The organism is Nocardia sp. JCM 38205 (genome assembly GCF_058222935.1).
Window position 1 is genome coordinate 842,886 of sequence record NZ_JBYHFL010000003.1, and the last position, 22,290, is coordinate 865,175.

Annotated in this window: 23 protein-coding genes; 12 read left to right on the forward strand and 11 right to left on the reverse strand. The window is 69.8% G+C overall.

Features of this window, described 5'->3' with window-relative positions:
• The first annotated feature begins 125 nt into the window (after nucleotides 1-125).
• Entirely contained in the window at nucleotides 126-1,286 is a 1,161-nt protein-coding gene (locus AC4HOU_RS15400) for a GuaB3 family IMP dehydrogenase-related protein (protein ID WP_036533472.1), read from the forward strand.
• Nucleotides 1,287-1,292: 6 nt separating this feature from the next.
• Here AC4HOU_RS15400 and AC4HOU_RS15405 read toward each other — a convergent pair whose 3' ends face one another.
• Nucleotides 1,293-2,099 (reverse strand): alpha/beta fold hydrolase, encoded by an 807-nt coding sequence (locus tag AC4HOU_RS15405; protein ID WP_163816980.1) that lies wholly within the window; start codon nucleotides 2,097-2,099, stop codon nucleotides 1,293-1,295.
• 98 nt (nucleotides 2,100-2,197) lie between these two features.
• Between AC4HOU_RS15405 and guaA the strand changes: the two genes are divergently transcribed.
• A complete protein-coding gene (gene guaA, locus AC4HOU_RS15410) occupies nucleotides 2,198-3,772 on the forward strand; it encodes a glutamine-hydrolyzing GMP synthase (protein ID WP_163816978.1) in 1,575 nt (524 codons plus the stop codon).
• Nucleotide 3,773: 1 nt separating this feature from the next.
• Here guaA and AC4HOU_RS15415 read toward each other — a convergent pair whose 3' ends face one another.
• The 3 genes from AC4HOU_RS15415 to AC4HOU_RS15425 form a co-directional block, all read right to left on the reverse strand.
• Nucleotides 3,774-3,929, reverse strand: coding sequence for a hypothetical protein (locus AC4HOU_RS15415; RefSeq protein WP_194992781.1), 156 nt, complete (start codon nucleotides 3,927-3,929; stop codon nucleotides 3,774-3,776).
• 123 nt (nucleotides 3,930-4,052) lie between these two features.
• On the reverse strand, nucleotides 4,053-4,259 hold the full coding sequence (locus AC4HOU_RS15420) for a hypothetical protein (RefSeq protein ID WP_194992782.1): 207 nt from the start codon (nucleotides 4,257-4,259) through the stop codon (nucleotides 4,053-4,055).
• Complete coding sequence (locus AC4HOU_RS15425; protein WP_195006974.1) at nucleotides 4,252-5,817, reverse strand: PspC domain-containing protein; 1,566 nt, start codon at nucleotides 5,815-5,817, stop codon at nucleotides 4,252-4,254. Before AC4HOU_RS15425 ends, AC4HOU_RS15420 begins: the two co-directional genes overlap by 8 nt.
• 139 nt (nucleotides 5,818-5,956) lie before the next feature.
• Between AC4HOU_RS15425 and AC4HOU_RS15430 the strand changes: the two genes are divergently transcribed.
• Nucleotides 5,957-7,357 carry a PspC domain-containing protein gene (locus AC4HOU_RS15430; RefSeq protein ID WP_228815275.1) on the forward strand — a complete coding sequence of 467 codons (1,401 nt, stop codon included), beginning with the start codon at nucleotides 5,957-5,959 and terminating at the stop codon, nucleotides 7,355-7,357.
• A 99-nt stretch (nucleotides 7,358-7,456) separates the two neighbouring features.
• Entirely contained in the window at nucleotides 7,457-8,092 is a 636-nt protein-coding gene (locus tag AC4HOU_RS15435; RefSeq protein WP_138456382.1) for a response regulator, read from the forward strand.
• Nucleotides 8,093-8,101: 9 nt separating this feature from the next.
• On the opposite strand, the gene AC4HOU_RS15440 is transcribed toward AC4HOU_RS15435, so the two are convergent.
• Nucleotides 8,102-9,229 (reverse strand): serine/threonine-protein kinase, encoded by a 1,128-nt coding sequence (locus AC4HOU_RS15440; RefSeq protein ID WP_163816970.1) that lies wholly within the window; start codon nucleotides 9,227-9,229, stop codon nucleotides 8,102-8,104.
• Between the two features lie 354 nt (nucleotides 9,230-9,583).
• Here AC4HOU_RS15440 and imuA' point away from each other — a divergent pair, with 354 nt between their 5' ends.
• The 3 genes from imuA' to AC4HOU_RS15455 all read left to right on the forward strand — a co-directional run bounded on the left by imuA' (nucleotide 9,584) and on the right by AC4HOU_RS15455 (nucleotide 12,832).
• Nucleotides 9,584-10,336, forward strand: a complete 753-nt coding sequence (gene imuA', locus AC4HOU_RS15445; RefSeq protein WP_194992798.1) for a DnaE2-dependent mutagenesis accessory factor ImuA' — start codon at nucleotides 9,584-9,586, stop codon at nucleotides 10,334-10,336.
• A gap of 103 nt (nucleotides 10,337-10,439) precedes the next feature.
• Complete coding sequence (locus tag AC4HOU_RS15450) at nucleotides 10,440-12,008, forward strand: DNA polymerase Y family protein (RefSeq protein WP_195006975.1); 1,569 nt, start codon at nucleotides 10,440-10,442, stop codon at nucleotides 12,006-12,008.
• 68 nt (nucleotides 12,009-12,076) lie between these two features.
• Entirely contained in the window at nucleotides 12,077-12,832 is a 756-nt protein-coding gene (locus AC4HOU_RS15455; RefSeq protein ID WP_163817977.1) for an alpha/beta fold hydrolase, read from the forward strand.
• Between the two features lie 89 nt (nucleotides 12,833-12,921).
• Here AC4HOU_RS15455 and AC4HOU_RS15460 read toward each other — a convergent pair whose 3' ends face one another.
• Entirely contained in the window at nucleotides 12,922-13,899 is a 978-nt protein-coding gene (locus tag AC4HOU_RS15460; RefSeq protein ID WP_194990819.1) for an SDR family NAD(P)-dependent oxidoreductase, read from the reverse strand.
• A 143-nt stretch (nucleotides 13,900-14,042) separates the two neighbouring features.
• Here AC4HOU_RS15460 and AC4HOU_RS15465 point away from each other — a divergent pair, with 143 nt between their 5' ends.
• Genes AC4HOU_RS15465 through AC4HOU_RS15480 form a run of 4 tightly spaced genes read left to right on the forward strand, consistent with a single transcriptional unit; the run spans nucleotide 14,043 to nucleotide 19,365 of the window.
• Nucleotides 14,043-14,498, forward strand: coding sequence for a hypothetical protein (locus AC4HOU_RS15465; RefSeq protein ID WP_175586028.1), 456 nt, complete (start codon nucleotides 14,043-14,045; stop codon nucleotides 14,496-14,498).
• Between the two features lie 28 nt (nucleotides 14,499-14,526).
• Entirely contained in the window at nucleotides 14,527-18,126 is a 3,600-nt protein-coding gene (locus AC4HOU_RS15470; protein WP_194990818.1) for an error-prone DNA polymerase, read from the forward strand.
• Nucleotides 18,127-18,170: 44 nt separating this feature from the next.
• Complete coding sequence (locus tag AC4HOU_RS15475; RefSeq protein WP_194990817.1) at nucleotides 18,171-19,178, forward strand: DUF4349 domain-containing protein; 1,008 nt, start codon at nucleotides 18,171-18,173, stop codon at nucleotides 19,176-19,178.
• Nucleotides 19,138-19,365 (forward strand): DUF167 domain-containing protein, encoded by a 228-nt coding sequence (locus AC4HOU_RS15480; protein ID WP_194990816.1) that lies wholly within the window; start codon nucleotides 19,138-19,140, stop codon nucleotides 19,363-19,365. Before AC4HOU_RS15475 ends, AC4HOU_RS15480 begins: the two co-directional genes overlap by 41 nt.
• Nucleotides 19,366-19,399: 34 nt before the next feature.
• On the opposite strand, the gene AC4HOU_RS15485 is transcribed toward AC4HOU_RS15480, so the two are convergent.
• The 3 genes from AC4HOU_RS15485 to AC4HOU_RS15495 are packed head-to-tail and all read right to left on the reverse strand — an operon-like array spanning nucleotide 19,400 to nucleotide 20,552.
• Nucleotides 19,400-19,864: a tRNA (cytidine(34)-2'-O)-methyltransferase gene (locus AC4HOU_RS15485; protein ID WP_163817805.1), complete on the reverse strand. Its 465-nt coding sequence runs from the start codon at nucleotides 19,862-19,864 to the stop codon at nucleotides 19,400-19,402.
• Between the two features lie 26 nt (nucleotides 19,865-19,890).
• Nucleotides 19,891-20,304: a type II toxin-antitoxin system VapC family toxin gene (locus AC4HOU_RS15490; RefSeq protein ID WP_194990815.1), complete on the reverse strand. Its 414-nt coding sequence runs from the start codon at nucleotides 20,302-20,304 to the stop codon at nucleotides 19,891-19,893.
• On the reverse strand, nucleotides 20,301-20,552 hold the full coding sequence (locus tag AC4HOU_RS15495) for a hypothetical protein (RefSeq protein ID WP_194990814.1): 252 nt from the start codon (nucleotides 20,550-20,552) through the stop codon (nucleotides 20,301-20,303). Before AC4HOU_RS15495 ends, AC4HOU_RS15490 begins: the two co-directional genes overlap by 4 nt.
• A gap of 168 nt (nucleotides 20,553-20,720) precedes the next feature.
• Here AC4HOU_RS15495 and AC4HOU_RS15500 point away from each other — a divergent pair, with 168 nt between their 5' ends.
• Nucleotides 20,721-20,966 (forward strand): DUF3017 domain-containing protein, encoded by a 246-nt coding sequence (locus tag AC4HOU_RS15500; RefSeq protein WP_178128450.1) that lies wholly within the window; start codon nucleotides 20,721-20,723, stop codon nucleotides 20,964-20,966.
• A gap of 24 nt (nucleotides 20,967-20,990) precedes the next feature.
• Here the strand turns inward: AC4HOU_RS15500 and metX are convergent, their stop codons facing one another.
• Nucleotides 20,991-22,136, reverse strand: coding sequence for a homoserine O-acetyltransferase MetX (metX, locus tag AC4HOU_RS15505; RefSeq protein WP_194990813.1), 1,146 nt, complete (start codon nucleotides 22,134-22,136; stop codon nucleotides 20,991-20,993).
• A partial coding sequence (locus AC4HOU_RS15510; RefSeq protein ID WP_195006976.1) for a PLP-dependent transferase occupies nucleotides 22,133-22,290 on the reverse strand: 158 nt, incomplete at its 5' end. The genes metX and AC4HOU_RS15510, both read right to left, overlap by 4 nt.

A 22,290-nucleotide genomic window follows, 5' to 3' on the forward strand; every position in this document is an offset into this window, starting at 1 on the left:
CCTTTTTTGGGTTGTGGGCGACGGCCAAGAACGCAAAGGAAAGGGAATGTTCGAAAAAACACGAGACACCGGGGGCCGCGAACACGCGGCGCCGGAGGCGCCGCAATTAGATACAGGAGCGAGCAGTGCGCGACATGGTCGAGATCGGGATGGGCCGGACGGCCCGCCGTACCTACGAGCTGGACGATATCGATATCGTCCCCTCGCGCCGCACCCGCTCGGCCAAGCAGGTGTCGCTGGCCTGGCAGCTGGATGCCTACCGGTTCGAGATCCCGTTCCTGACCCACCCGACCGATGCCCTGGTCTCGCCGGAGTTCGCGATCGAGCTCGGCCGGCTCGGTGGCCTCGGCGTCATCAATGGTGAGGGACTGTGGGCGCGGCACGCGGATGTGTCGGCCAAGATCGAGCAGTTGCTCGATCTGGTCGCCAAGGGTGGCTACGACCGGGCGATCTCGTTCTTGCAGGAGCTGCACGCTGCGCCGATGCAGCCCGATCTCCTGGCCGCGGCGGTCGCGCAGGTGCGGGCCGCAGGCGTGACGACGGCGGTGCGGGTGAGCCCGCAGAACGCGCAGTCGCTGACGCCGGCGCTGGTGCAGGCCGGCATCGACCTGCTGGTGGTGCACGGCACGATCATCTCCGCCGAGCACGTCGGCGACGGCGAGCCACTGAACCTGAAGACCTTCATCGCCGAGCTGGATGTGCCGGTGGTGGCCGGTGGGGTGAGCGATCACCGCACCGCGCTGCATCTGATGCGCACCGGCGCGGCAGGCGTCATCGTCGGTTACGGCTCCTACCCGGGCGCCACCACCACCGGTGAGGTGCTGGGTATCGGGGTGCCGATGGCGACGGCGATCGCCGATGCCGCCGCGGCGCGCCGCGACTACCTGGACGAGACCGGCGGCCGCTATGTGCACGTGATCGCCGACGGCGATATCGCGGCCTCGGGTCAGCTGGCGAAGGCCATCGCCTGCGGCGCGGACGCGGCGATGATCGGGGTGCCGCTGGCCGCGGCCGCCGAGGCGCCGGGGCGCGGCTGGTACTGGCCGTCGGCCGCCGCGCATCCCTCGGTCCCGCGCGGTTCGCTGCTGCATGTGGACGATCCGTGGGAGCTGGGTGGCGACGGCGAGGATTCGGTGCGGCCGAGCCTGGAGCGGGTGCTGTTCGGGCCGTCGGATGATCCGTTCGGTTCGCTCAACCTCGTCGGCGGGCTGCGCCGTTCGATGGCGAAGGCCGGGTACTCGGATCTGAAGGAGTTCCAGAAGGTCGGACTCAGCGTCCGCGCCTGATGGTGTTCAGCGGCCGCGACCGGCGGAACTGACGGCGCGGCCGCGCAGGAACTGCCGGATCGCGTGATTGACCGGGTCCGGATGGGTCATCGTCACCGCCAGCCGCGCGCCGTCGATTTCCACGAACGTCGATCCAGGAATCGATTCGGCGAGCAGTTTGCCGCGCTCGCGGGCGATGCCGCTGTGGCTGGCGTGCACGACCAGGGCCGGGCAGCTGATCTCGGACAGCCGGTCCAGCACCGAATCGCGGCCGAGCAGGCAGCCCGCGGCCACTTCGATGCGGTGGCGGTCGTGGGCGAGCCAGCGTTCGGTCCACACCGAGCGATGCCGGTCGTGGTCGCCGATGAGCCAGTGCGCGAGGCGTTGCACGGCGCGCGGACGGGAGCCGTCGTCGTACCACTCGGCCAGGAAACGCTGTGTGGCCGTCGACTGCTCGGGCGTGGGCCCGTGTGCTTCGGTGCTGATCAGGATCAGTCCCGCGACCCGTTCGGGCGCGATGAGCGCGGTGCGCAGGGCGGTGAACCCGCCTTGGGCCGTGCCGCCGACCACGGCGCGTTCGGCACCGAGATGGTCGAGCACGGTCAGCGCGTCCCGCGCGGCGGTCCAGTAGGTGAACGGCAGGCCCTGGTCTCTGGTGTGGCCGTGTCCGCGCGCATCCCAGGTGACGATGCGGAACTCCGGGGCCAGCGCGTCCATCTGCGCGGCGAACATGGTGCGGTCCATGAAGAATTCGTGTGCCAATAGCACCAGCGGACCGTTGCCGCCGGTGTCCTCGTAGTGGATGTCGGCATCGATCGCGCGGGCGAATGGCACGACGTCGAGGATAGTCAGCCGTACCGGGGTGCGTCGGGCGATTCGGCGCCGTGCGGGCTGCGGTCGGAGCGGAGAAGACCGAGCTCTAGACTGTTCGGGTGGCAGATTCGCAGAGACCCGTCCTCGTCGTCGACTTCGGTGCGCAGTACGCGCAGCTGATCGCCCGTCGAGTCCGCGAGGCGAGTGTCTACTCCGAGGTGGTCCCGCACACCGCCTCGGTCGAGGAGATCGCCGAACGGCAGCCGCTGGCCGTCATCCTGTCCGGCGGGCCGTCCAGCGTCTACGCCGAGGGCGCGCCGCAGCTGGACGCGCGGCTGTTCGACCTCGAGGTGCCGGTATTCGGCATCTGCTACGGCTTCCAGGCGATGGCGCAGGCCCTCGGCGGCACCGTCGCCCACACGGGCACCCGCGAATACGGCCGCACCGAACTCAATATCGATGGTGGTGTGCTGCACGGCGGCCTGCCCACCATCCAGCCGGTGTGGATGAGCCACGGTGACGCCGTCACCGACGCGCCTGCCGGTTTCGAGGTCACCGGTACCACCGCCGGTGCGCCGGTGGCCGCGTTCGAGCATCCGGCCCGTCGGCTGGCCGGTGTGCAGTACCACCCCGAGGTGCTGCATTCCCCGCACGGCCAGCAGGTGCTCAGCCGCTTCCTGCACGAGATCGCGGGCATCCCGGCCACCTGGACCCCGGCCAATATCGCCGAATCGCTGATCGAGCGGGTGCGTGAGCAGGTCGGCGACGGGCACGCCATCTGCGCGCTGTCCGGCGGCGTGGACAGCGCGGTCGCGGGTGCGCTGGTGCAGCGCGCCATCGGCGACAAGCTGACCTGTGTGTTCGTCGACCACGGCCTGCTGCGCTCGGGTGAGCGTGAGCAGGTGCAGCAGGATTTCGTCGCCGCGACCGGCGCCCGGCTGGTGACCGTCGACGCGGTCGATCAGTTCCTCGGTGAGCTGAAGGGCGTCACCGATCCGGAGGAGAAGCGCAAGATCATCGGCCGGGAGTTCATCCGGTCCTTCGAAGACGCGGTCTCCGAGGTCGTCGGCGAGCAGGCCGGCAGCGATGGTGCCACCCCGAAGGTCGAGTTCCTGGTGCAGGGCACGCTGTACCCGGATGTCGTGGAATCCGGCGGCGGTGCGGGCACCGCCAACATCAAGTCCCATCACAATGTCGGCGGACTGCCGGAAGACCTGGAATTCGAGCTGGTCGAGCCGCTGCGGCTGCTGTTCAAGGACGAGGTCCGCGCGGTCGGGCGCGAGCTCGGCCTGCCCGAGGAGATCATTTCCCGGCAGCCGTTCCCCGGCCCGGGCCTGGCCATCCGCATCGTCGGCGAGGTCACCGAGGATCGGCTGGACACGCTGCGCCAGGCCGACGCCATCGCCAGGGAAGAGCTCACCGCGGCCGGGCTGGACCGGCAGATCTGGCAGTGCCCGGTGGTGCTGCTCGCCGATGTCCGCAGCGTCGGCGTGCAGGGCGACGGCCGCACCTACGGTCATCCGATTGTGCTGCGCCCGGTGTCCAGCGAGGACGCCATGACCGCGGACTGGACCCGCCTGCCCTACGACGTGCTCGAGCGCATCTCGACCCGGATCACCAACGAGGTGGCCGAGGTCAATCGCGTGGTGCTCGACGTCACGAGCAAGCCGCCGGGCACCATCGAATGGGAATGATTCAGCCGACCCGGTAGGGCCAGGCGCGGCCGAGGATGATGCGGCCCAGCGGAACACCCGCCGCCGGAGCGGCGGGAGCGGGCTCGGCCGCAGGCTCTTCGGACGTCAGCCGCGGATGATCGCGCTGTTCGGGATGGTCGGAACTGTGCTGCGACATCGGATCTCCTGTCGGTCGAGTCGGGTTGCCGCGGAGGGTTTCTCGAGCCGACCGCGGCGGGTGGATCCGGGTGTTCGACGCGAACGGCCCGCCGGGGCGGCGGGCGGTTCGTATTCGGTTGTGCTATCGACGTTTACGTGGGGACAGCACGAGCAGCAGTCCGACGACGATGGCCGTCACCACGATGATCCAGCCGATCGAGACGACCCCTGTCGCCGGCCACGACACCGGGCCGAGCATGGCCCAGACGCTCAATGCCAGCGCCAGTAGGCCGACGATCAGCAGCGAGAACGACGGCCCGTGACGGGTTTCGGTGTGGTTGTCAGCCACGGCGCACCTCCGCACTTCCCGCTCGGACATCAATGGTGAGATCGAGCACCGGTGCGTCACCGCCGGGCCCGATCAGACCTTCGGGGCATTGGGCCTCGCCCATCCGCACCGTGCAGTCGGCGCGGACGTTCATATTCTCGGGCACGAGCACGATCGCCTCGCCCATCCGCACCGACACGTCGACGGTGCGGTTCTCGGTGAGCGCCAGCCGGCGCAGATCCAGCGTGCCCGACCCCATCGTGACGCCGTAGCCCGGCTTCAGGTCCGTGGTCGCCGCCGGAGTCCAGACCTGCTCGCCCATGGTGGCGCCGTCGAAATCGATCGGCCCGATCATCGAGGCCAGTACAACGAACCCGGCCAGCGGCGCGGTCACCACCAGCAATCCGTAGCCGCGGCGCAGGAACGCACCGAGGATCAGGCCGAGACCGATCACGCCGAGTGCGACCGCGGCGATCCGGCCCGGCGTCATCCATTCCACTCCGGACGCGGCCGCCGCACCCGCGCCCGCCGCGGCGAGTATCGCCAGACCGAGCACCACCGGTGTCAGCCGGGAGCGCGGCTTCTTCGGCTCCGGTGCGACCACCGTGCGCACGGGCGACGGTTCGGGCAGATCCCAGGCCAGCGGTGCCACACCGAGCGGATCCCAGGAGGGCGGGGTCACCCCTGCGGTGCGCAGGGCATTCGGCGCCGGTTGCGTGGCCTTGGTGAGCTGGGGTTTCGCCGGTTCGGCCGGCCCGGTAGCGGCGAGGCCGGTGGAACCTGGCTCGTCGTCCGGCAGCGCGTCGGCGTCCGGTGCAGGGCTCGGCGACGAGGCCGCGGTGGCCTCGCCGGTATGCAGGACGTCGGTGGTCTGGGTGCTCGCGAGGACCTCGGTGGGGCGATCGGTGTTCAGCACGTCGGTCCTGTTCTCCTCGGACCGCGCGGCTCGGGGCGCATCGGTGGCCTTGTCGAGCACCACCGGCTGATCCGGGACGTACTGATCCGGCAGTTTCGTATACGGCGTGTACGGGCCGTAGGTGGGTGTGGGGAACGGGGGAGCGCCGGTCCACAGCGGAGCGGTCTGTGGGAAGGCGGTGCCCGGATATCCGGTACCGGCGAGCCGGTCGTCGAATTCGGGAGCGGGCGGCTGTGGAGTGCGCAGATACAGCATCCACCAACCCGCCAGCATGAACGCCAGCCCGATCACCCCGGACCCGCCGAGTCCGACCCCGATCGGCCCGACCGCGCTCACCGCGATGGCGAGCGCGACGATCAACACGATGGTCTTGGTCTGCGACTGGGAGCTGTGCCCCTTGCCGACCAGCGACTCGGCCGCCGAGGTCTCGTCGCCTTCCGCGCTGCACAACAGCCATGCCAGCAGATACAGCACGATGCCTGCCCCGCCGAAGATCGTCGACACCACGAACGCCACCCGCACCAGCACCGGATCGACGTTGTAGCGCTGCCCGAACCCGGCGGCCACGCCCGCGATCGGCCCGCGCCGCGGCAACCGCACCGGCCGCGTCCGCCACATCTGCTGAAGCTGCTCACCGAAGCTCGTCTTCGTCATGGGATCCATGGTCTGCCCCGGCCTGCGTCCTGCGCATCGGGGTTCACCCTGAAAATCCTCCTGAACCGCACCGACGGAAATCGCTACCGCCGATCTCAGGGTGTTTCCCGATGGCTGGGTGTCGGCGATGCGTGCCAGTATCGGGAGTATGTATCCGTCTGTTCCGGCGTTCGACGCGCGTGGGTTCGATGCTGCTCGCGGGGTGGCCGAGCCAGGGGAGCAGGCGCGGGGGCGGTTGGTGCGGCGCACGGGTGGGCGGATCGTCGGCGGGGTGGCCGGCGGCATCGCCGACCATCTCGGGGTCGACGTGTTCAAGGTGCGGATGGCATTCGTGTTGCTGTCCGCGCTGGCGGGGGCGGGGATCGTCGCGTATGCGATGTTGTGGATCTTCACTCCTGGCGGCGCCGACGATGTGCGGCCGTCCGGGCAGGAACGGCGCCAGGCCATCGGGCTCGCGCTGCTCGGGTTCGGGTTGTCGGTGGCGATGTCGGCGCTGTTCAGCGGGACCGCGGCGCGGATCATCGTCCCGCTGATCGCGGTGGCGGTCGGTGCGGCCCTGGTATGGCGCGAGTACGACGCGGACGGCCCGCGGTCGCTGCTCGGGCTGCCTGCCAAACCGACGATGGTGACCTGGTCACGCATCGTCGCGGGCATCACCCTGATCGTGGCCGGGCTGGCGGTGGTGGTGCTGGCCGGGATCGATATCGGTTCGCTCGGTTCGGCGCTGCTGGCCGTCGCGGTGACGCTGCTCGGGGCCGGGTTGCTGTCGGTGCCGCTGTGGCTGCGGATGATGCGGGCGTTGAACGCCGAACGCGCCGCCCGCATCCGCAATGAGGAACGCGAGGAGATCGCCTCCCACCTGCACGATTCGGTGTTGCAGACGCTCGCGCTGATCCAACGTCAGGCCGATGATCCGCACGAGGTGGTGCGGCTGGCGCGCAGCCAGGAACGCGAACTGCGCCGCTGGCTGTTCGAGGACGCCGCACCCGCCCAGTCCAGCCTGGCCGCGGCGCTGCGCACCATTGCCGGTGAGGTGGAAGACCAGCACGGGGTGAAGGTGACGCCGGTGACCGTCGGCGACGTATCGATGGATATCGCCGACACCGGATCCGGCCTGCCAAAGGAACATTTCACCGCCGTGCTCGGTGCCGCGCGCGAGGCGCTGGTGAATGCCGCCAAACACGCGGACGTGCCCGTCATCGATCTGTTCGCCGAGACCGAACCCCACCAGGTGAGTGTGTTCGTGCGCGATCGCGGTGTCGGCTTCGACGTCGACGCGGTGCCCGCGGATCGTCAGGGGCTGGCCAAATCCATTCGCGGCCGGGTGGAGCGGCGCGGCGGGCAGGTGGAGATCGTGTCCACGCTCGGGCGCGGCACCGAGGTGCGGATCATCATGCCGCGCACCGATTCCGGTACCGAGACTGGTACCGGGGCCGAGCAGGACACCGCGGCAGGTGCCGAGGCTCGCCCCGAGGAAGCCGCCGAGGTGGTTGTCGAGCAGCCGCCGACACGGACGAGCGGGTCCGCGGTGCGCGCTGAGCAGCGCTGACCGTCGTCTCAGGTGTGGTACCGATGGAACTGTCGCGGGCGACCGCGACACAGTGGTGACGGCGGATAGGGCTGTCCGGTGAAGGAGAAGTAGGTGGCGGTGAAGGTCTTTCTCGTCGACGATCACGCCGTGTTCCGTTCCGGGGTGCGGGCGGAGTTGAGCCGGGAAACCGATATGGAGGTGGTCGGTGAGGCCGGCGGGGTGGCCGAGGCCGTGGCCGGGATCAACAGCACCCGCCCCGATGTGGTGCTGTTGGACGTGCACATGCCCGACGGTGGCGGTGTCGCGGTGCTGTCCGGGATCGATGACGGCCCGGTGTGCCTGGCGCTGAGTGTGTCGGATGCCGCGGAGGACGTGATCGCGGTGATCCGGGCGGGTGCGCGCGGCTACGTCACCAAGACCATCTCCGGCGCCGAACTGGCCGACGGCATCCGCCGGGTCGCGGGCGGCGACGCGGTGTTCAGCCCCAGGCTGGCCGGTTTCGTCCTCGACTCGTTCACCGGGAAATCCCCGGCGCCGGAACCGCCGCTGGATCCGGAACTGGATTCGCTGACCCCGCGCGAGTTGGAGGTGCTGCGCCTGCTCGCGCGCGGCTACACCTACCGCGAAATCGCCGAAACCCTGTTCATCTCGGTGAAAACAGTGGAGACCCACGCCTCCAACGTGCTGCGCAAAACCCAGCAGTCCAACCGCAACGCGCTGACCCGCTGGGCGCACCGCAGGCGGATCGATTAGGGCCTGCGATTACAGCAGCGCGACGATGACGGCGATGATGATCACCAATCCGATCAGCATGCCGATCGCGATGGCCAGCGGCGCGTTGCTCGGCTGCGGCAACTTCTTGGCACCCAGCTGCGGCTGAGCGGGCGCGACCGGCGCCTGTGCGGGCTGGGTGCGGCGCGGCAGCGGGGTCGACAGCGGGCTGCGCAGCCCCGACGCCGAATTGCGGGCCGCCCAGGCGGGGATGGTGCCGTCCTCGGTGCGCACCGGTGCGCCGATGATGTAGGGCGCGGTGCCGGGACCGAAAGCGGCGGTGAGGATTTCGTCCCTGGCCTCGGCCATGGTCGGGCGACGCTGCGGCGCCGGCTCCATCATGTGCAGCAGCGCCTGGGTGAGCACACCGCTGCGGCTGGGCGGAATGATCTGCGCCATGGCCGCGCGCTCGACGATGGCGTCGCTGTCGTCGTCGAAGCCGAACGGCGGCTGGCCCTCGATGGCGGTGTAGAGGGTGGCGCCGAGGGAGAACACATCGCTGGCCTCGGTCGGCCTGGCACCGCGGGCCACTTCCGGCGGCAGGTAGGCGGGGGTGCCGGTGATGACGCCATCGGGTTCGTCGGCGGACTCTCCCGAACCGCGCGAGATGCCGAAGTCGCTGAGCTTGGCCATCCCCACGCCTGGCCCGCGATCGGCGACGAGGATATTGCCCGGTTTGATGTCGCGGTGCACGATGCCGACGGCATGTGCGGCGGCCAGCGCGTCGGCGACCTGCGCGCCGATCTGCGCGACCTCGATCACCGGCAGCGCGTCGAACAGCCCGAGCGCCTTGGCCACGCTGCGCGAGGGTAGGTGCTCCATCACCAGCCAGGGCTCACCGGCCTCGAGCACCACGTCGTAGACCGCGATGGCATGTTCGTGGGAGAGCTTGGCCGCGACCCGGCCCTCGTGGATGATCTGCTCGCGGATCCGGTTCGCCTCGTCCTCGTCGAGCCCGGCGGTGGACAGCACCTGCTTGATGGCGACGTCGCGGTTCAGCAGCCGGTCGGTCGCGAGCCAGACCGCGCCCATGCCGCCGCCGCCGAGTTTCGATTGCAGGCGGTAGCGGCCGGCCACCAGATAGTCCGGGCCGACGATGGGACGGGGACGATCGATCATGGTGCGAGACTAGCCGAATTCCGTGGTAGCTGGCCGGATTCGGACCGGGAGTTCGCCGTCGTGACGGTGGTCACGGCGGCCGCCGCGCGAGGGGCCGCGGCGCGCGCTTGACGGATCTCAGGGGCGGGTTTCTACTGGGAGTCATTCGAACGTATATTCGAGACAGATCGATAGCTGGATCGGTGCTGAACCGTCGAGGAATCGGGGTTTCTTCGGCGGACAGGCGCCGCGAGGTGCGCGTGTGGTGACCATCGCCGGGCCGGGCGCAGCCGGATCGGCCGAGCTCGGACGGTGCGTCGGGCAGGTTCCGGTGCCGTCGGCCGGAGCAGGAGTCCCCGTAGAGGTAGGTGAGTGATGGGTTCGGATTCGCGGGAACCGGGGCGTGCGACGGCGCAGGAGCTGGCGGAGCTGCGGCGCAAGATCGCGGCGGTACCTGGCCGCGGCGAATCCGCAGCCGCCCGATTGCCCACTTCGGAGGGTGTGCGCAGGCAAACGCTGCCCGTACCGTCGGCGCTGGCCGAGCTCCTGCCCGACGGTGGTCTGGTCAAGGGGTCGGTGGTGGCGTACGCGGGTGCGGGATCGCTGCTGGCGGGCCTGCTGGCCGCGGTCACCACCGACGGCGGGCATGCGGCGGTGGTCGGCATGCCGAAGCTCGGCTTGCTCGCGGCGGCGGAGATGGGGGCGCAGCTGGGCCGGATCGCCGTCGTCGCCGATCCGGGCCAGGATGCGCTGGAGGTGGCCGCGGTGTTGCTCGACGGGCTCGATCTGGTCCTACTCGACCTCGGTGGCGCTGCCGTCGCCCCGGCAAGGGCCAGGGTGATCGCCGCGCGGGCCAGGAACAAAGGCGCCGTCCTGGTCGTCACCGGCGGCCGCTGGCCCGCTCCGTCGCTGCGGCTCGGCACCCGGGTGGCCGGTTATACCGGGCTCGGCCTCGGCCGCGGCAGGCTCGATTCGATCTCCCTGGAGGTCGAGGTGGCGGGCCGGGCCTCGACGCCGCGCACCGGCGGTATCACGCTGCGCAGGCGCGCGGGACGCATGGAATGGACGAGCAGCGAAACCCGCGCGGCCACAAGTGAACCCAGCGATGTGCGGGACGCCGCCTCATGAAGGCCGCCGACCGGGCCGGGTGGATCCTGCGCGGTTGGTCGCCGCGCAGGACCGCGGCAGCGGAGTCGACGAAAGAGCACGCGGCCAGGGACGGTGATCCACCATGACCCGACCGGCCCGGGTCCTCGCGGTGTGGTGCCCGGATTGGCCCGCGGTCGCGGCGGCGGCACTGGGGAAGGTGCCCGCCAGCCGGCCGGTCGCGGTGTTGTCGGCCAACAAGGTGGTGGCGTGTTCGGCGACCGCACGGGCCGACGGGGTGCGGCGCGGGCTGCGCCGCCGGGAGGCGCAGGCCCGCTGCCCCGAGCTCTATATCGCCAAGGCCGATCCGGATCGGGACGCACGGTTGTTCGAGCCGGTGGTGGCCGCGGTCGACGCCGCGGTCCCCGGTGTGGAAGTGCTGCGGCCGGGGCTGCTGGTCCTCGGGGTGCGCGGCGCGGCCCGGTTCTTCGGCTCCGAGGAAGCCGCGGCCGAACGGCTCGTCGACGTGGTGGCCGCGGCAGGAGCCGAGGCCCAGATCGGGATCGCCGATGAAGTGTCCACGGCGGTGCTCGCCGCGCGTCGCGACACCATCGTGGCGCCAGGAGCGGGGGCGGATTTCCTGGCACCGTTGCCGATCGGTGAGCTGGCCGTCGAACCGGCGCTGGCCGCGCCCGAACGGGTCGAGCTGGTGGATCTGCTGCATCGGCTCGGGTTGCGGCGCGTCGGCGATTTCGCCGCGCTCACTCCGGCCCAGGTCGGCTCCCGGTTCGGCGCCGACGCGATCGCGGCGCACCGCTGCGCTCGCGCCCTGCCCGAACGTCCGCCGTCCGCGCGCACCCCGCCGCGCGATCTGACGGTGGAGTTGTCGTGCGATCCGCCGATCGACCGGGTCGACGCCGCCGCCTTCGCCGGGCGCATGCTCGCCACCCGCGCCCATGCCGCGTTCTCGGCCGCGGCGGTGGCCTGCACCAGGCTCGCGGTGTTCGCCGAGACCGCCGCCGGTGAACGGCTCACCCGCGTCTGGCGCTGCGCCGAACCGCTGACCGCCGACGGCGTCGCCGACCGGGTGCGCTGGCAGCTGGACGGCTGGCTCACCCATCGCGACACCGGTGGTTCCGGCGGGCCCACCGCCCCGATCACCCTGCTGCGGCTGGAACCGGTCGAGGTGATTCCGGCCGCGGCGCTCCAGCTCGGGCTGTGGGGCGATGCCGGCAGCACCGATGCGCGGGCGATGCGCGCCCTGGTCCGGGTGCAGGGCCTGCTCGGTGGTGCGGCGGTGCAGGTCGGGGTGCTCAGCGGCGGACGCGGCCCCGCGGAGCGGATCACCATGGTCGCGCTCGGCGACGAACAGGTGCCTGCCGCCGATCCCACGCTGCCGTGGCCGGGCAGGCTGCCCGAACCGGCGCCCGCGGTGCTCATGATGAACCGGCCCCGGGTCGAGCTGGAATCGGCGGGCGGCGCCCCGGTGCACGTCACCGAGCGCGGGCTGTTCAGCGCGACTCCCGCGCGTTTGCGCTGGGGCGGTAAGCAGTGGGAGCTGACCGCGTGGGCGGGTCCGTGGCCGATGGACGAGCTCTGGTGGTCCGCCGGATCCGCGCCCGCCGCCCGCGTGCAGGTCGAACTACCCGGCCCGCACAGCCTGCTGCTCATCGCCCGCGACGGCCGGTGGCATGTGGAAGGGCTCTACGAATGAGCGCGGGCCTGCCCGTGTGTGCCAGATCATCGACTTTCCCCTGGTGATCGCCGGTATTCTCGACAATCGTGAATCTGACGACGGCCAGGGTCGCGCTCGGCGACGTGCTGATCGCCTACCGGGACTCCGGGGCGGTCGCGGTCGACGACGTCCCGGTGGTGCTGGTGCACGGCATGGGCGGTGACGGCCACACCTGGGACCGGTTCGCCCGTGAACTCGTGCGGGCCGGACGTCGCGTCATCATCCCCGATCTGCGCGGCCACGGCCGCAGCGCGCATACCGAGTCGTATCTGTTCGGCGAGTTCGGCGCCGACGTGCTGCGCTTGTGCGATCACCTCGAACTGGATCGAGTGGACTTGGTCGGGCATTCGCTCGGCGGCTACGCGGTGTCCTGTGTGGCGCAGGAGCGGCCGAGCCTGGTGCGCCGCCTGGTCATGGAGGAATGCCCGCTGCCGCTGCGTTCCGGCACCGAGGAGCTGACGCTCACCCGTAGATTGCCGACCCCGCCCGAACTGTGGCACGCCACCTCCAGCCTGGTGCGTCATCCGCGCGCCGTGCTGGCCTTCGACCGGTCGATGACGCGCACCGCGCTCGAACAGTTCCGCAAACCGCATCCGGAATGGTGGGAGCGGCTCACCGAGATCAGCGCGCCGACACTGGTGCTGCGCGGCGGGCCCGGCGGCATGGTCGATCCGGAGAAACTCGAGGTCATGCGCACCTCGATCCCCGACTGCTCGGTCACCGCCTTCACCTGCGGGCACAGCATCCATCGCGACCGCTACCGCGAATTCGCCGCCGCCGTACTGCCTTTCCTCGGCCACTGAGCACCGGGCCGGCTGCCCGGGCGAGTCCGCGGGCCGACCGCGCGGTATCGGCTGCTGCCGGGGTGGCGCGGCCGGCTACCGTTCGCGGCTCACCAGTGGGTGCCGGGGACCCAGCGGGCGGCGCGGCGCAGGGCGGCGCCGGTGACCTTGCGGGCCGCCGAGCGGGGGCGGGGTTCATGCGGCGGGGCGAGGGTGGCGGCGGGCTCGGCGGTGTCGTCGGCTTCGCCGCGGGCGGCGGGGGAGTCGGGGAGTGCGCGGTAGTAGCGGTGCAGGATGCGATCGCGCAGCTTGGGGGTGATGATGCCGCCGTATTCGGCGAGTGTGCCGAGGGGTACGTCGATGCGTTTGGGGCGTTCGCTGAGCGCGCGGACGATGGTGGCGGCGGCCCATTCCGGCGATTCGGACGGCCCCTGATTGCCGCTCGGGGTGATCATCGGGGTGCGCACCAACGGCATGTGGATGGTGGTGAAGGTGACGCCGTCGGCCAGCGTCTCCACCGCGGCCACCTCGGTGAACTTGTCCAGCGCCGCCTTGCTGGCCAGATAGGCCGCGAAGCGGGGCGTGGCGACCTGCACGCCCGCACTGCTGATATTGACGATGTGGCCGAACTTGCGCTCACGCATCTGCGGTAGCAGTGCCAGCGTCATCCGCAGGGCGCCGAAGTAGTTGACCGCCATGGTGCGTTCGAAATCGTGCAGCCGGTCGGTGGAGCGGTGGATGGCGCGCCGGATGGAGCGGCCCGCGTTGTTCACCAGCATGTCGACGTGGCCGTGCTCGCGCAGGATCGCTTCGACCGCCTGATCCACCGACTCGGAATCGGTGACGTCGCACTGGTATCCGAACGCACTGCCGCCCGCCGCGCGGATCTCCTCGACCACGGCCGCGAGCTCCTCGCCTCGGCGGGCGAGCAGGAACACCACCGCGCCCTTGTCGGCGACGGCGATGGCGGCGGCCCGGCCGATGCCGGAGGAGGCGCCGGTGATCACGACATGGCGGCCGGTGAGATCGCGGCTGCGCTGATCGCGCCGGATCTTCTCGCGGGTGGCGGCATCGTCGGCTGAGGTCATCGCTGCTCCTTTGCAGGTCTGTCGGCACCGAACTTACTCTCAAGTAAGTTCGGTGCCAAGTGGTTTACATCACAGCCGGAGAACATCGGCGACCCGGGTTCGAACACTCGAAATTGTTCGAACATATGTGCGATACTGGGGCCATGACGGACGATCGGATGGCGGATATCTATGCCGCGGTGCGGCTCGGCGGTGTGGATCAGCAGGCGGCGCGAAACGCGCTACACAGGCTGTGGGAGGAGATCGGCGAACACGGTGATCCGCTGCACCGCTGCGTGATCGCCCACCATCTCGCCGATGTGGTCGACACGGCCGAGGAGGCGCTGCTGTGGGATCAGCGGGCGCTCGCGGCGGTGTTCGCGCCGGGCAGTCCGCTCGATGAGGGCATGCGCGGATTCCTGCCCTCGCTGTACCTGAACCTGGCCGACAGCCACCGCCGCGTCGGCGATTTCGATTCCGCCCGTATGCAATTGGCGCTGGCCAAGGGGCATCTCGAGGTCCTCGCCAACGATGCCTACGGTCAGGTGATCCGTACCGGGCTCGACCATGTGGCCGGCGCGCTGGACGCCGGCTCCACCGAGCGGCTCAAGGCGAGCTGATCAGCGTCCGGTGAGGTGAGGCCACGCCATGGGCTGGAGTAACGGGCCACCGAGTTGGTCGGAGCTGGAGCGGGTGCTGTCCGGGCGGCCGGGCAGGCACGATCCGGATTCGATGTACCCGGGCGACGGCGGCGACAGCCCCGCGTGGTCGCGTAAACGCGGTGAATATCTCGCCGACGGCGATGACGTCCGCCCCCTCGGCCCGGTCGTGCCCTACGCCGAGTTACACGCGCATTCGGCCTACAGCTTCCTCGACGGCGCGAGCCATCCGGAGGAGCTGGTCGAGGAGGCGGCCCGGCTCGGACTCGAGGCCATCGCCCTCACCGATCACAACGGCTTCTACGGGGCGGTCCGCTTCTTCGAGGCGGCACGGGAATGGGATATCGCCACCGTCTATGGCGCTGAATTGACCCTTGCCGCAACGGAATCGCGCTCGCCGGTCGATCCGCCGCCGCATCCGTCACGTCCGGCCCGGGCCGGGCTTCGATCGCTGCCGGTCGATGCGGAGAGTGCTTCGGCGGAACCCTCGCCGCGGGATACGGCTGCGCCGAGGCCGCATTCGGGTGCCCCCGACTCCGCGGCGCGGACGGGGGAACCGGATCCACCGGGGGTGCATCTGCTGGTGCTGGCCCGTGGGCAGGAGGGGTACCGGCGGTTGTCGCGGGAGATCGCGGCGGCGCATATGGCCGCGGGCGAGAAGGGGATTCTGCGCTACGACCTCGACACCCTCACCGCAGCCGCGGGCGGGCACTGGCAGATCCTCACCGGATGCCGGAAGGGGGCGCTCCGGCAGGCGCTGGAGCAGGACCTGCGGGCGGGCAGCGAGCCGGTGCGCGCCGAGGCGGCGCTGCGCGATCTGGTCGAACGCTTCGGCGCCGAGCGGGTGAGCGTGGAGCTCACCCATCACGGGCTGCCCGCCGACGATGAACGCAACGCCCACCTCATCGCGCTGGCCGATCGGCTCGGGCTGCCCGTCGTCGCCACCACCGGCGCGCATTTCGCCTCCCCGGCGCAACGGCATCGCGCCATGGCGCTGGCCGCGATCCGGTCCAGGAGCAGCCTCGACGAGATGGCGGGCTGGCTGGCCCCCACCGGTGGGGCACATCTGCGCTCGGGGGCGGAAATGGCGCGATTGTTCGCCGACTGCCCGCAGGCCGTCGCCAACGCCGTCGCCCTGGCCCGCGAATGCGCCTTCGACCTCAAGTTGATCGCGCCGGAGCTGCCGCCGTTCCCGGTGCCCGAGGGTCACGACGAGAATTCCTGGCTGCGGGAACTCACCCTGCAAGGGGCCGCCGAACGTTACGGAGCGCCGCAGGAGAATCCCGCCGCCTACCGCCAGATCGAGCACGAGCTCGCCGTGATCACCGGCATGAAGTTCCCCGGTTACTTCCTGGTGGTGCACGACATCGTCACGTTCTGCAAGAACAACGGCATCCTGTGCCAGGGTCGGGGATCGGCCGCCAATTCCGCGGTCTGCTACGCCATCGGCATCACCAATGTCGATCCGGTGCGCAACAATCTGCTGTTCGAACGGTTCCTCTCGCCCGCACGCGACGGCCCGCCCGATATCGACATCGATATCGAATCCGATCGTCGCGAGGAAGCGATCCAGCACGTCTACCACGCCTACGGCCGCGAGTACGCCGCTCAGGTGGCGAATGTGATCACCTATCGCGGTAAATCGGCGGTCCGCGACGCTGCCCGCGCGCTCGGTTTCTCCACCGGCCAGCAGGACGCGTGGAGCAAACAGGTGAGCCGCTGGACCGGTGTCGGCGCCGAAACCGGCACCGATATCCCGGAACGGGTCCTGGAACTGGCCGCCGATATCGAAGGGCTGCCGCGTCACCTCGGTATCCATTCCGGTGGCATGGTGATCTGCGATCGCCCCATCGCCGACGTCTGCCCGGTGGAATGGGCGCGCATGCCCGGCCGCAGCGTATTGCAGTGGGACAAGGACGATTGCGCCGCCGCCGGGCTGGTGAAATTCGATCTGCTCGGCCTCGGCATGCTCTCGGCGTTGCACTACATGATCGATCTGGTGCGTGAACACGAAGGCGTCACCGTCGAGCTGCACAAGCTGGATCTGGCCGAAACCGCTGTGTACGAGATGCTGTCGAAGGCCGATTCGATCGGGGTGTTCCAGGTGGAGTCGCGTGCCCAGATGGCGACGCTGCCCCGGCTGAAACCGCGTGAGTTCTACGACCTGGTGGTCGAGGTGGCGCTGATCCGGCCCGGCCCGATCCAGGGCGGTTCGGTGCATCCGTATATTCGCCGCCGCAATGGTCAGGAGGACTGGGATTTCGACCATCCCTCGTTGCAGAAGACCTTGGCGCGCACCTACGGCGTGCCGCTGTTCCAAGAACAGCTCATGCAGATAGCCGTCGACGTCGCCGGTTTCACCGCGGCCGAAGCCGATCAATTGCGGCGCGCTATGGGCTCGAAACGCTCACCCGAACGCATGGAACGGCTCAAGGCGCGGCTCTATCAGGGCATGCGCGATCTGCACGGTATCACCGGCGAGGTCGCCGATCGCATCTACGAAAAGCTGTACGCCTTCGCGAATTTCGGTTTTCCGGAAAGCCATTCGCAGAGTTTCGCTGCGCTGGTGTTCTATTCGGCGTGGTTCAAACTGCATCATCCGGCCGCCTTCTGCGCCGGTCTGCTGCGCGCCCAGCCGATGGGCTTCTACTCGCCGCAATCGCTGGTGGCCGATGCGCGCAGGCACGGTGTGGTGGTGCACGGACCCGATATCAATGCCAGTCGCGCCGAACCCACCCTCGAACAGCGCGGCACCCAGGTGCGGCTCGGGTTGGCGGCGGTCCGCTATATCGGGGCGGAACTCGCCGAGAAGATCGTCGCCGCTCGCGAGGAGAGCGGACCGTACACCTCGTTGCTCGACCTGACCGGCCGGGTGGAACTCACTGTCCGCCAGGCGGAATCGCTGGCGACGGCCGGTGCGCTGGACAGTGTCACCACTGTGGCCTCGACTCGGAACGGCAGCCCCTCCGGCGCCGCGATCCCGGTGCGCGCGGCCACGAACCGAACACCGCCGGCGTCGATCCCCGCGCGGTCCGAGCCGCCCCCCGGTGGCGCTGCTCCCGGCGCGAGCAGTGTTCGCCGCACGGCGTTGTGGGCGGCGGGTGCCGCGGCCGCCGAACGATCGGATCGCTTACCCGGCCTGGTCGCCGCCGCCGAGGCACCGGCTCTCCCCGGAATGAGCGCACTGGAATTGGCCGCTGCCGACGTCTGGGCCACCGGTATCTCGCCCGGCAGCTATCCCACCGAATTCCTGCGCGCCGAACTCGACGCGATGGGCGTGATCCCGGCCGACCGGCTGCTGTCGGTGCCCGACGGTTCCCGAGTTCTCGTCGGCGGCGCCGTCACCCACCGGCAGCGCCCGGCCACCGCCGCCGGTGTCACCTTCCTGAACCTGGAAGACGAGACCGGCATGGTCAATATCGTCTGCTCGGTCGGCCTGTGGACTCGCTACCGCAGACTCGCGCAGACCGCGAGAGCGTTGATCATTCGCGGCCGGATCCAGAACGCCGAAGGCGCGGTGAGTGTGTACGCCGAGACCCTGCGGCAGCTGGATCTGCGGATGGCGGGCAAGTCCCGCGACTTCCGGTGAACGAGAAGCGTGTCGAGCCCGAGACGAGCCGCTACGCTGCGACCATGCGCAAGCTCGCGGTGTTGTTGATCGCCCTGCTCGGCCTGGCCTTGCTCGTCGTCGGCTGCGGCGATGACGACGACCGTGAGTCGGCCGTCGGCGGCCACACGCCCACCGTCGCCGACATGCCGGGTCCCGCCGCGACGCCGGGCTTCCGCGAACAGGCGCCTGCCAAGGAACAGGGCACCGGCGGCGAGGTCGACGCCGACCGCAAGGAAGTGATCACCGGGCAGATCGAGATCGTCTCCGCCGATCCCATCGACGCGGCAGGCAAGGTGACAGCGCAGGTCACCGCAGTGCGGGGGCGCGTCGACAGCCGCACCGAACGCCCAGGCACCGACGACAACGTGCCCAGCGCCCGGCTCACCGTCCGGATCCCGGCCGAGCACACCGACGATTTCATCGGCCGGCTCGGCGATATCGGCGAAGTCACCGAGGTGAGCACCAACCGTGATGACGTCACGATGCAGTGGCAGGACCTCGACGCCAGGATCAAGGCCCTGCAGGCCTCCGTCGACCGGCTGCGGGTATTGATGGCCGAGGCCACCAATACCGCTGATCTGCTCGCCGCCGAACAGGCGCTGTCGAGCCGCCAGGCCGAACTCGACAGTCTCACCGGGCAGAAGCGCCTGCTCGACGATCAGATCGCGCTGTCCACGCTGACCATCGAGATCTCCAGTACCCGAACCGAACCCGAGGAGGGGCCGAGCAATTTCTGGGACGGCATCGTCTCCGGCTGGAACTCGCTGGTCGACTGGTTGAAGGACGCCGTGGTCTTCCTCGGCACAGCGGTTCCGTGGGTCGGCTTCATCGTGGTGATCGGCGCGCTCGTGTGGGCGATCGCGCGGCTGGTGCGCAGGCCCCGCCGGGGGGAGGCTGCCACCGCCGCGGTACCCGCCGAGCAGACCGTGCCGTCCGGTGCCGGGAAACCCGGCGAGGCAGGCAAAGACACTGGCGCTACAGGAGAATCGCGTGCCGACCGTCCGGGCGACGATCACACCGAACAGCCGTAAGGGCCCGCTCGTCGAAATCCTCGACGACGGCACCATGCGGCTCTACGTCCGCGCGTCTGCCGTGGAAGGCAAGGCGAACAAGGCCGCGATCGAGTTGCTTGCCGAACATTACGGCGTGCCCAAGAGCGCGGTCCGGCTCACCGCGGGTGCCACCTCACGGTTCAAACGCTTCGAGATCGACGGCTGAGCGGCACCTCCGGCCACCCGGATCGGCCGGGGCCTCAGACCGCGTCGGGAAACCCGTGCTGCCGCCACGCCTCATAAACCGCGACCGCCGCCGAATTGGACAGATTCATCGACCGCCGCCCCGGCAGCATCGGGATCCGCACCAGGTCGGTGATATGCGGATCGGCGAGCACCTCGGCGGGCAGCCCGGTCGGCTCGGTCCCGAACAACAGCACATCGCCCGCCCGATACCGCACATCGGTGAACCGCGTGCTCGCCTGCGTGGTGAACGCGAACACCCGTTCCGGCCGGATCGCTTCCCACGCCGCCGCCAGATCCGCGTGCACCGTCACCGAGGCCAAGTCGTGGTAATCCAACCCCGCCCGCCGCAACTTCGGCTCCGACAGATCGAACCCGAGCGGCTCGATCAGATGCAGCTCACACCCCGTCCCCGCCGCCAACCGGATCGCGTTCCCGGTATTGGGCGGAATGCACGGCTCATGGAACATCAGTCGGAACACGTCACCAGTCAACCAAATGCTGGTTGTCAGTCGGGCAGCAGCCGCAGCGGCTTCGTATGCCGGGTCCGAACGGCGCCGAAATGCCGTCGATCAAGAGTTGCGATCTCATCGAGCTCGAGCCGTTCGGCTACCGCGAGGACCGCGGCATCGACGGCTCCGAGAGGGAAATCCGCGTACTTCCGGACCAGTTCCGCCATCCGCACCAGGTCGACTCGGGTGAGCTCCACGAGCTCGATCTCGCCATCAGCGATCGAGTCCAGGAACCTGGCTTCGGCTGTGGGACCAACACGGGTCTCCAGGAAGTAGCAGACCTCGGCGAGTACGGGGCTGGGTACGAGTACTGGGCCCGGGTGCCGCTCGAGGAGATCTAGGCAACGTCGATGGTCCGCATCGTTCTCATTGAGGACTGCAACGAGCGGGCCTGTGTCGCATACGATCACGGTGCCTGTTTACCACGTTCCTCGCGGAGCAGCTCTTCCGTTCTCGCAGCGAGATCGGGCTCCGCATGCATCAATCCAGCGAACGAGAGCCGCCTGCGCCGATCACCGCCCGGTTCGGTCGACGGTTCGGTTTCGGCCGGTTCGGTGACGACGAGTTGCAGCGCGACTGCGCGCAACGCACGAGCTTGGTCCGGCGTCAGCCGGTCGACCAGGCGGTGCAGGTCGTCGTAGTTGTGCGCTGCGGTCATAGCGTCGAGTTTACGGGGATATCCCCGTGAAGTGGATCTCTGGGAGCGCACGGCTGTGTGCGCGGCAGGTCTGCAACAATCGACGGCGTGACCGATGCCGACACACCGACCGCCGAACGACGGCCCGGCGAGAGTTGGGCGACGCAGTTCTTCCGCTGTCATCTGCCGATGGTGCTCGTGGCGCTGGTCATCGTGGTGGCGATCGTGTTCGTCGCGTCGGAGCGCTGGCGCCGTGGTGCGCTGTTCTTCGGCGGTGCCACGCTCCTGGCCGCCGCGTTCCGGCTGTGCCTGCCCACGGCGCGGGTCGGTTTGCTCGCGGTGCGCAGCAAGCCGTTCGACGTCGGCGCGCTCACCCTGCTCGGCAGCTCGATCGTGTTCATCGCGGCCACCATCAACACCCTCGGCGTCGGCTAGCCGCCCGGGCGCCCGCAGGGGGCCTCAGCGTGCGGTGCGGGCCAGGTTCATGGTCTGGATCAGCAGTTTCGACACTGCCGCGGCCTCGGTGAGGAAGCCGTCGTGCCCATCGCGGGAATGCACGATCTCGAGCCCCTGGCAGCCGGGCAGGCCGTCGGCCAGCTGCTGCTGGGTGTAGAGCGGGTACAGCCGATCGGAATCGACCCCACCGACCACGCACGGCACCGGCGTACTCGCCAGCGCCGCGGCGATACCGCCGCGGCCGCGGCCGACATCGTGCCGGTTCATGGCCTCGCTCAGCAGCACATAGGTCGCCGGATCGAAACGCTTGCACAGCTTTTCGGCCTGATACTCCAGGTAGCTCTGCACCGCGTACCGGCCGCCGCGCCACGGATCCTCATCGCCCTGTGGCCGGTTCTCGAAGCGGTGGTCCAGCTCGGCCTCGGTGCGGTAGCTCAGATGGGCGATGCGACGTGCGATGCCCATTCCGGTGGTCGGTGTGCGTCCGGTGTCGTGATAGTCGCCGCCCTGCCAGTCCGGATCGGCCTGGATGGCCGCGATCTGGGTGGTCTGGGTGCCGATCTGGTCGGCGGTCGCGCGGGCGCCCACCGCGAGCACCAGCGCCGCCGCGACCCGCTCGGGTGCGCCGATCATCCACTCCAGCACCCGCATGCCGCCCATCGACCCGCCGACGACGGCGGCCAGCCGTTCGACGCCGAGCCGGTCCAGCAGAGCGGCCTCGGCGGTGACCTGATCACGGATGGAGATCTCCGGGAACCGTGAACCCCACGGCTTGCCGTCCGGCGCCGGCGAGGACGGCCCGGTGCTGCCCTTACAGCCGCCGAGCACATTCGTCGCGATGACACACCACTCGTCGGTGTCCAGCGGCGCGCCGGGACCGACCATGCCTTCCCACCAGCCGGGCTGCGGGTGGATCTCGTCGGGCCCGCCGACCACATGGGAATCGCCGGTGAGCGCGTGCTCCACCAGCACCACGTTGTCCAGGGCGGGTGACAGTTCACCCCAGCGCTGCACAGCCAGGTGCACGTCGGGGACGGTGGCGCCGTTCTCCAGCGCGATATCCCCGACGGCGATGATCCCGAGGCGCCCGTCCGGCGGCGGCAACTCGGCCGCCACCCGGGCGCTGCTGTGGTCGGCGCTCACGGTCACGTCGCCGCCGCCGTGAATCCTGCACGCAGGTCGGTGAGGATGTCGTCGATGCCTTCGATGCCGACGGCGAGGCGGACCAGGCCGGGGGTGACGCCGGCGGCGAGTTGTTGGTCGGGGGTGAGTTGGGAGTGGGTGGTGGAGGCGGGGTGGATGA

Coding starts and splice junctions, on each gene's coding strand:
- AC4HOU_RS15415 (WP_194992781.1), bottom strand. CDS start 3,929: ATGTCGCAGCACAGTTCCGACCATCCCGAACAGCGCGATCATCCGCGG.
- AC4HOU_RS15425 (WP_195006974.1), bottom strand. CDS start 5,817: ATGGATCCCATGACGAAGACGAGCTTCGGTGAGCAGCTTCAGCAGATG.
- AC4HOU_RS15430 (WP_228815275.1), top strand. CDS start 5,957: ATGTATCCGTCTGTTCCGGCGTTCGACGCGCGTGGGTTCGATGCTGCT.
- AC4HOU_RS15440 (WP_163816970.1), bottom strand. CDS start 9,229: ATGATCGATCGTCCCCGTCCCATCGTCGGCCCGGACTATCTGGTGGCC.
- imuA' (WP_194992798.1), top strand. CDS start 9,584: ATGGGTTCGGATTCGCGGGAACCGGGGCGTGCGACGGCGCAGGAGCTG.
- AC4HOU_RS15450 (WP_195006975.1), top strand. CDS start 10,440: ATGACCCGACCGGCCCGGGTCCTCGCGGTGTGGTGCCCGGATTGGCCC.
- AC4HOU_RS15460 (WP_194990819.1), bottom strand. CDS start 13,899: ATGACCTCAGCCGACGATGCCGCCACCCGCGAGAAGATCCGGCGCGAT.
- AC4HOU_RS15465 (WP_175586028.1), top strand. CDS start 14,043: ATGACGGACGATCGGATGGCGGATATCTATGCCGCGGTGCGGCTCGGC.
- AC4HOU_RS15470 (WP_194990818.1), top strand. CDS start 14,527: ATGGGCTGGAGTAACGGGCCACCGAGTTGGTCGGAGCTGGAGCGGGTG.
- AC4HOU_RS15475 (WP_194990817.1), top strand. CDS start 18,171: ATGCGCAAGCTCGCGGTGTTGTTGATCGCCCTGCTCGGCCTGGCCTTG.
- AC4HOU_RS15495 (WP_194990814.1), bottom strand. CDS start 20,552: ATGACCGCAGCGCACAACTACGACGACCTGCACCGCCTGGTCGACCGG.
- AC4HOU_RS15500 (WP_178128450.1), top strand. CDS start 20,721: ATGGTGCTCGTGGCGCTGGTCATCGTGGTGGCGATCGTGTTCGTCGCG.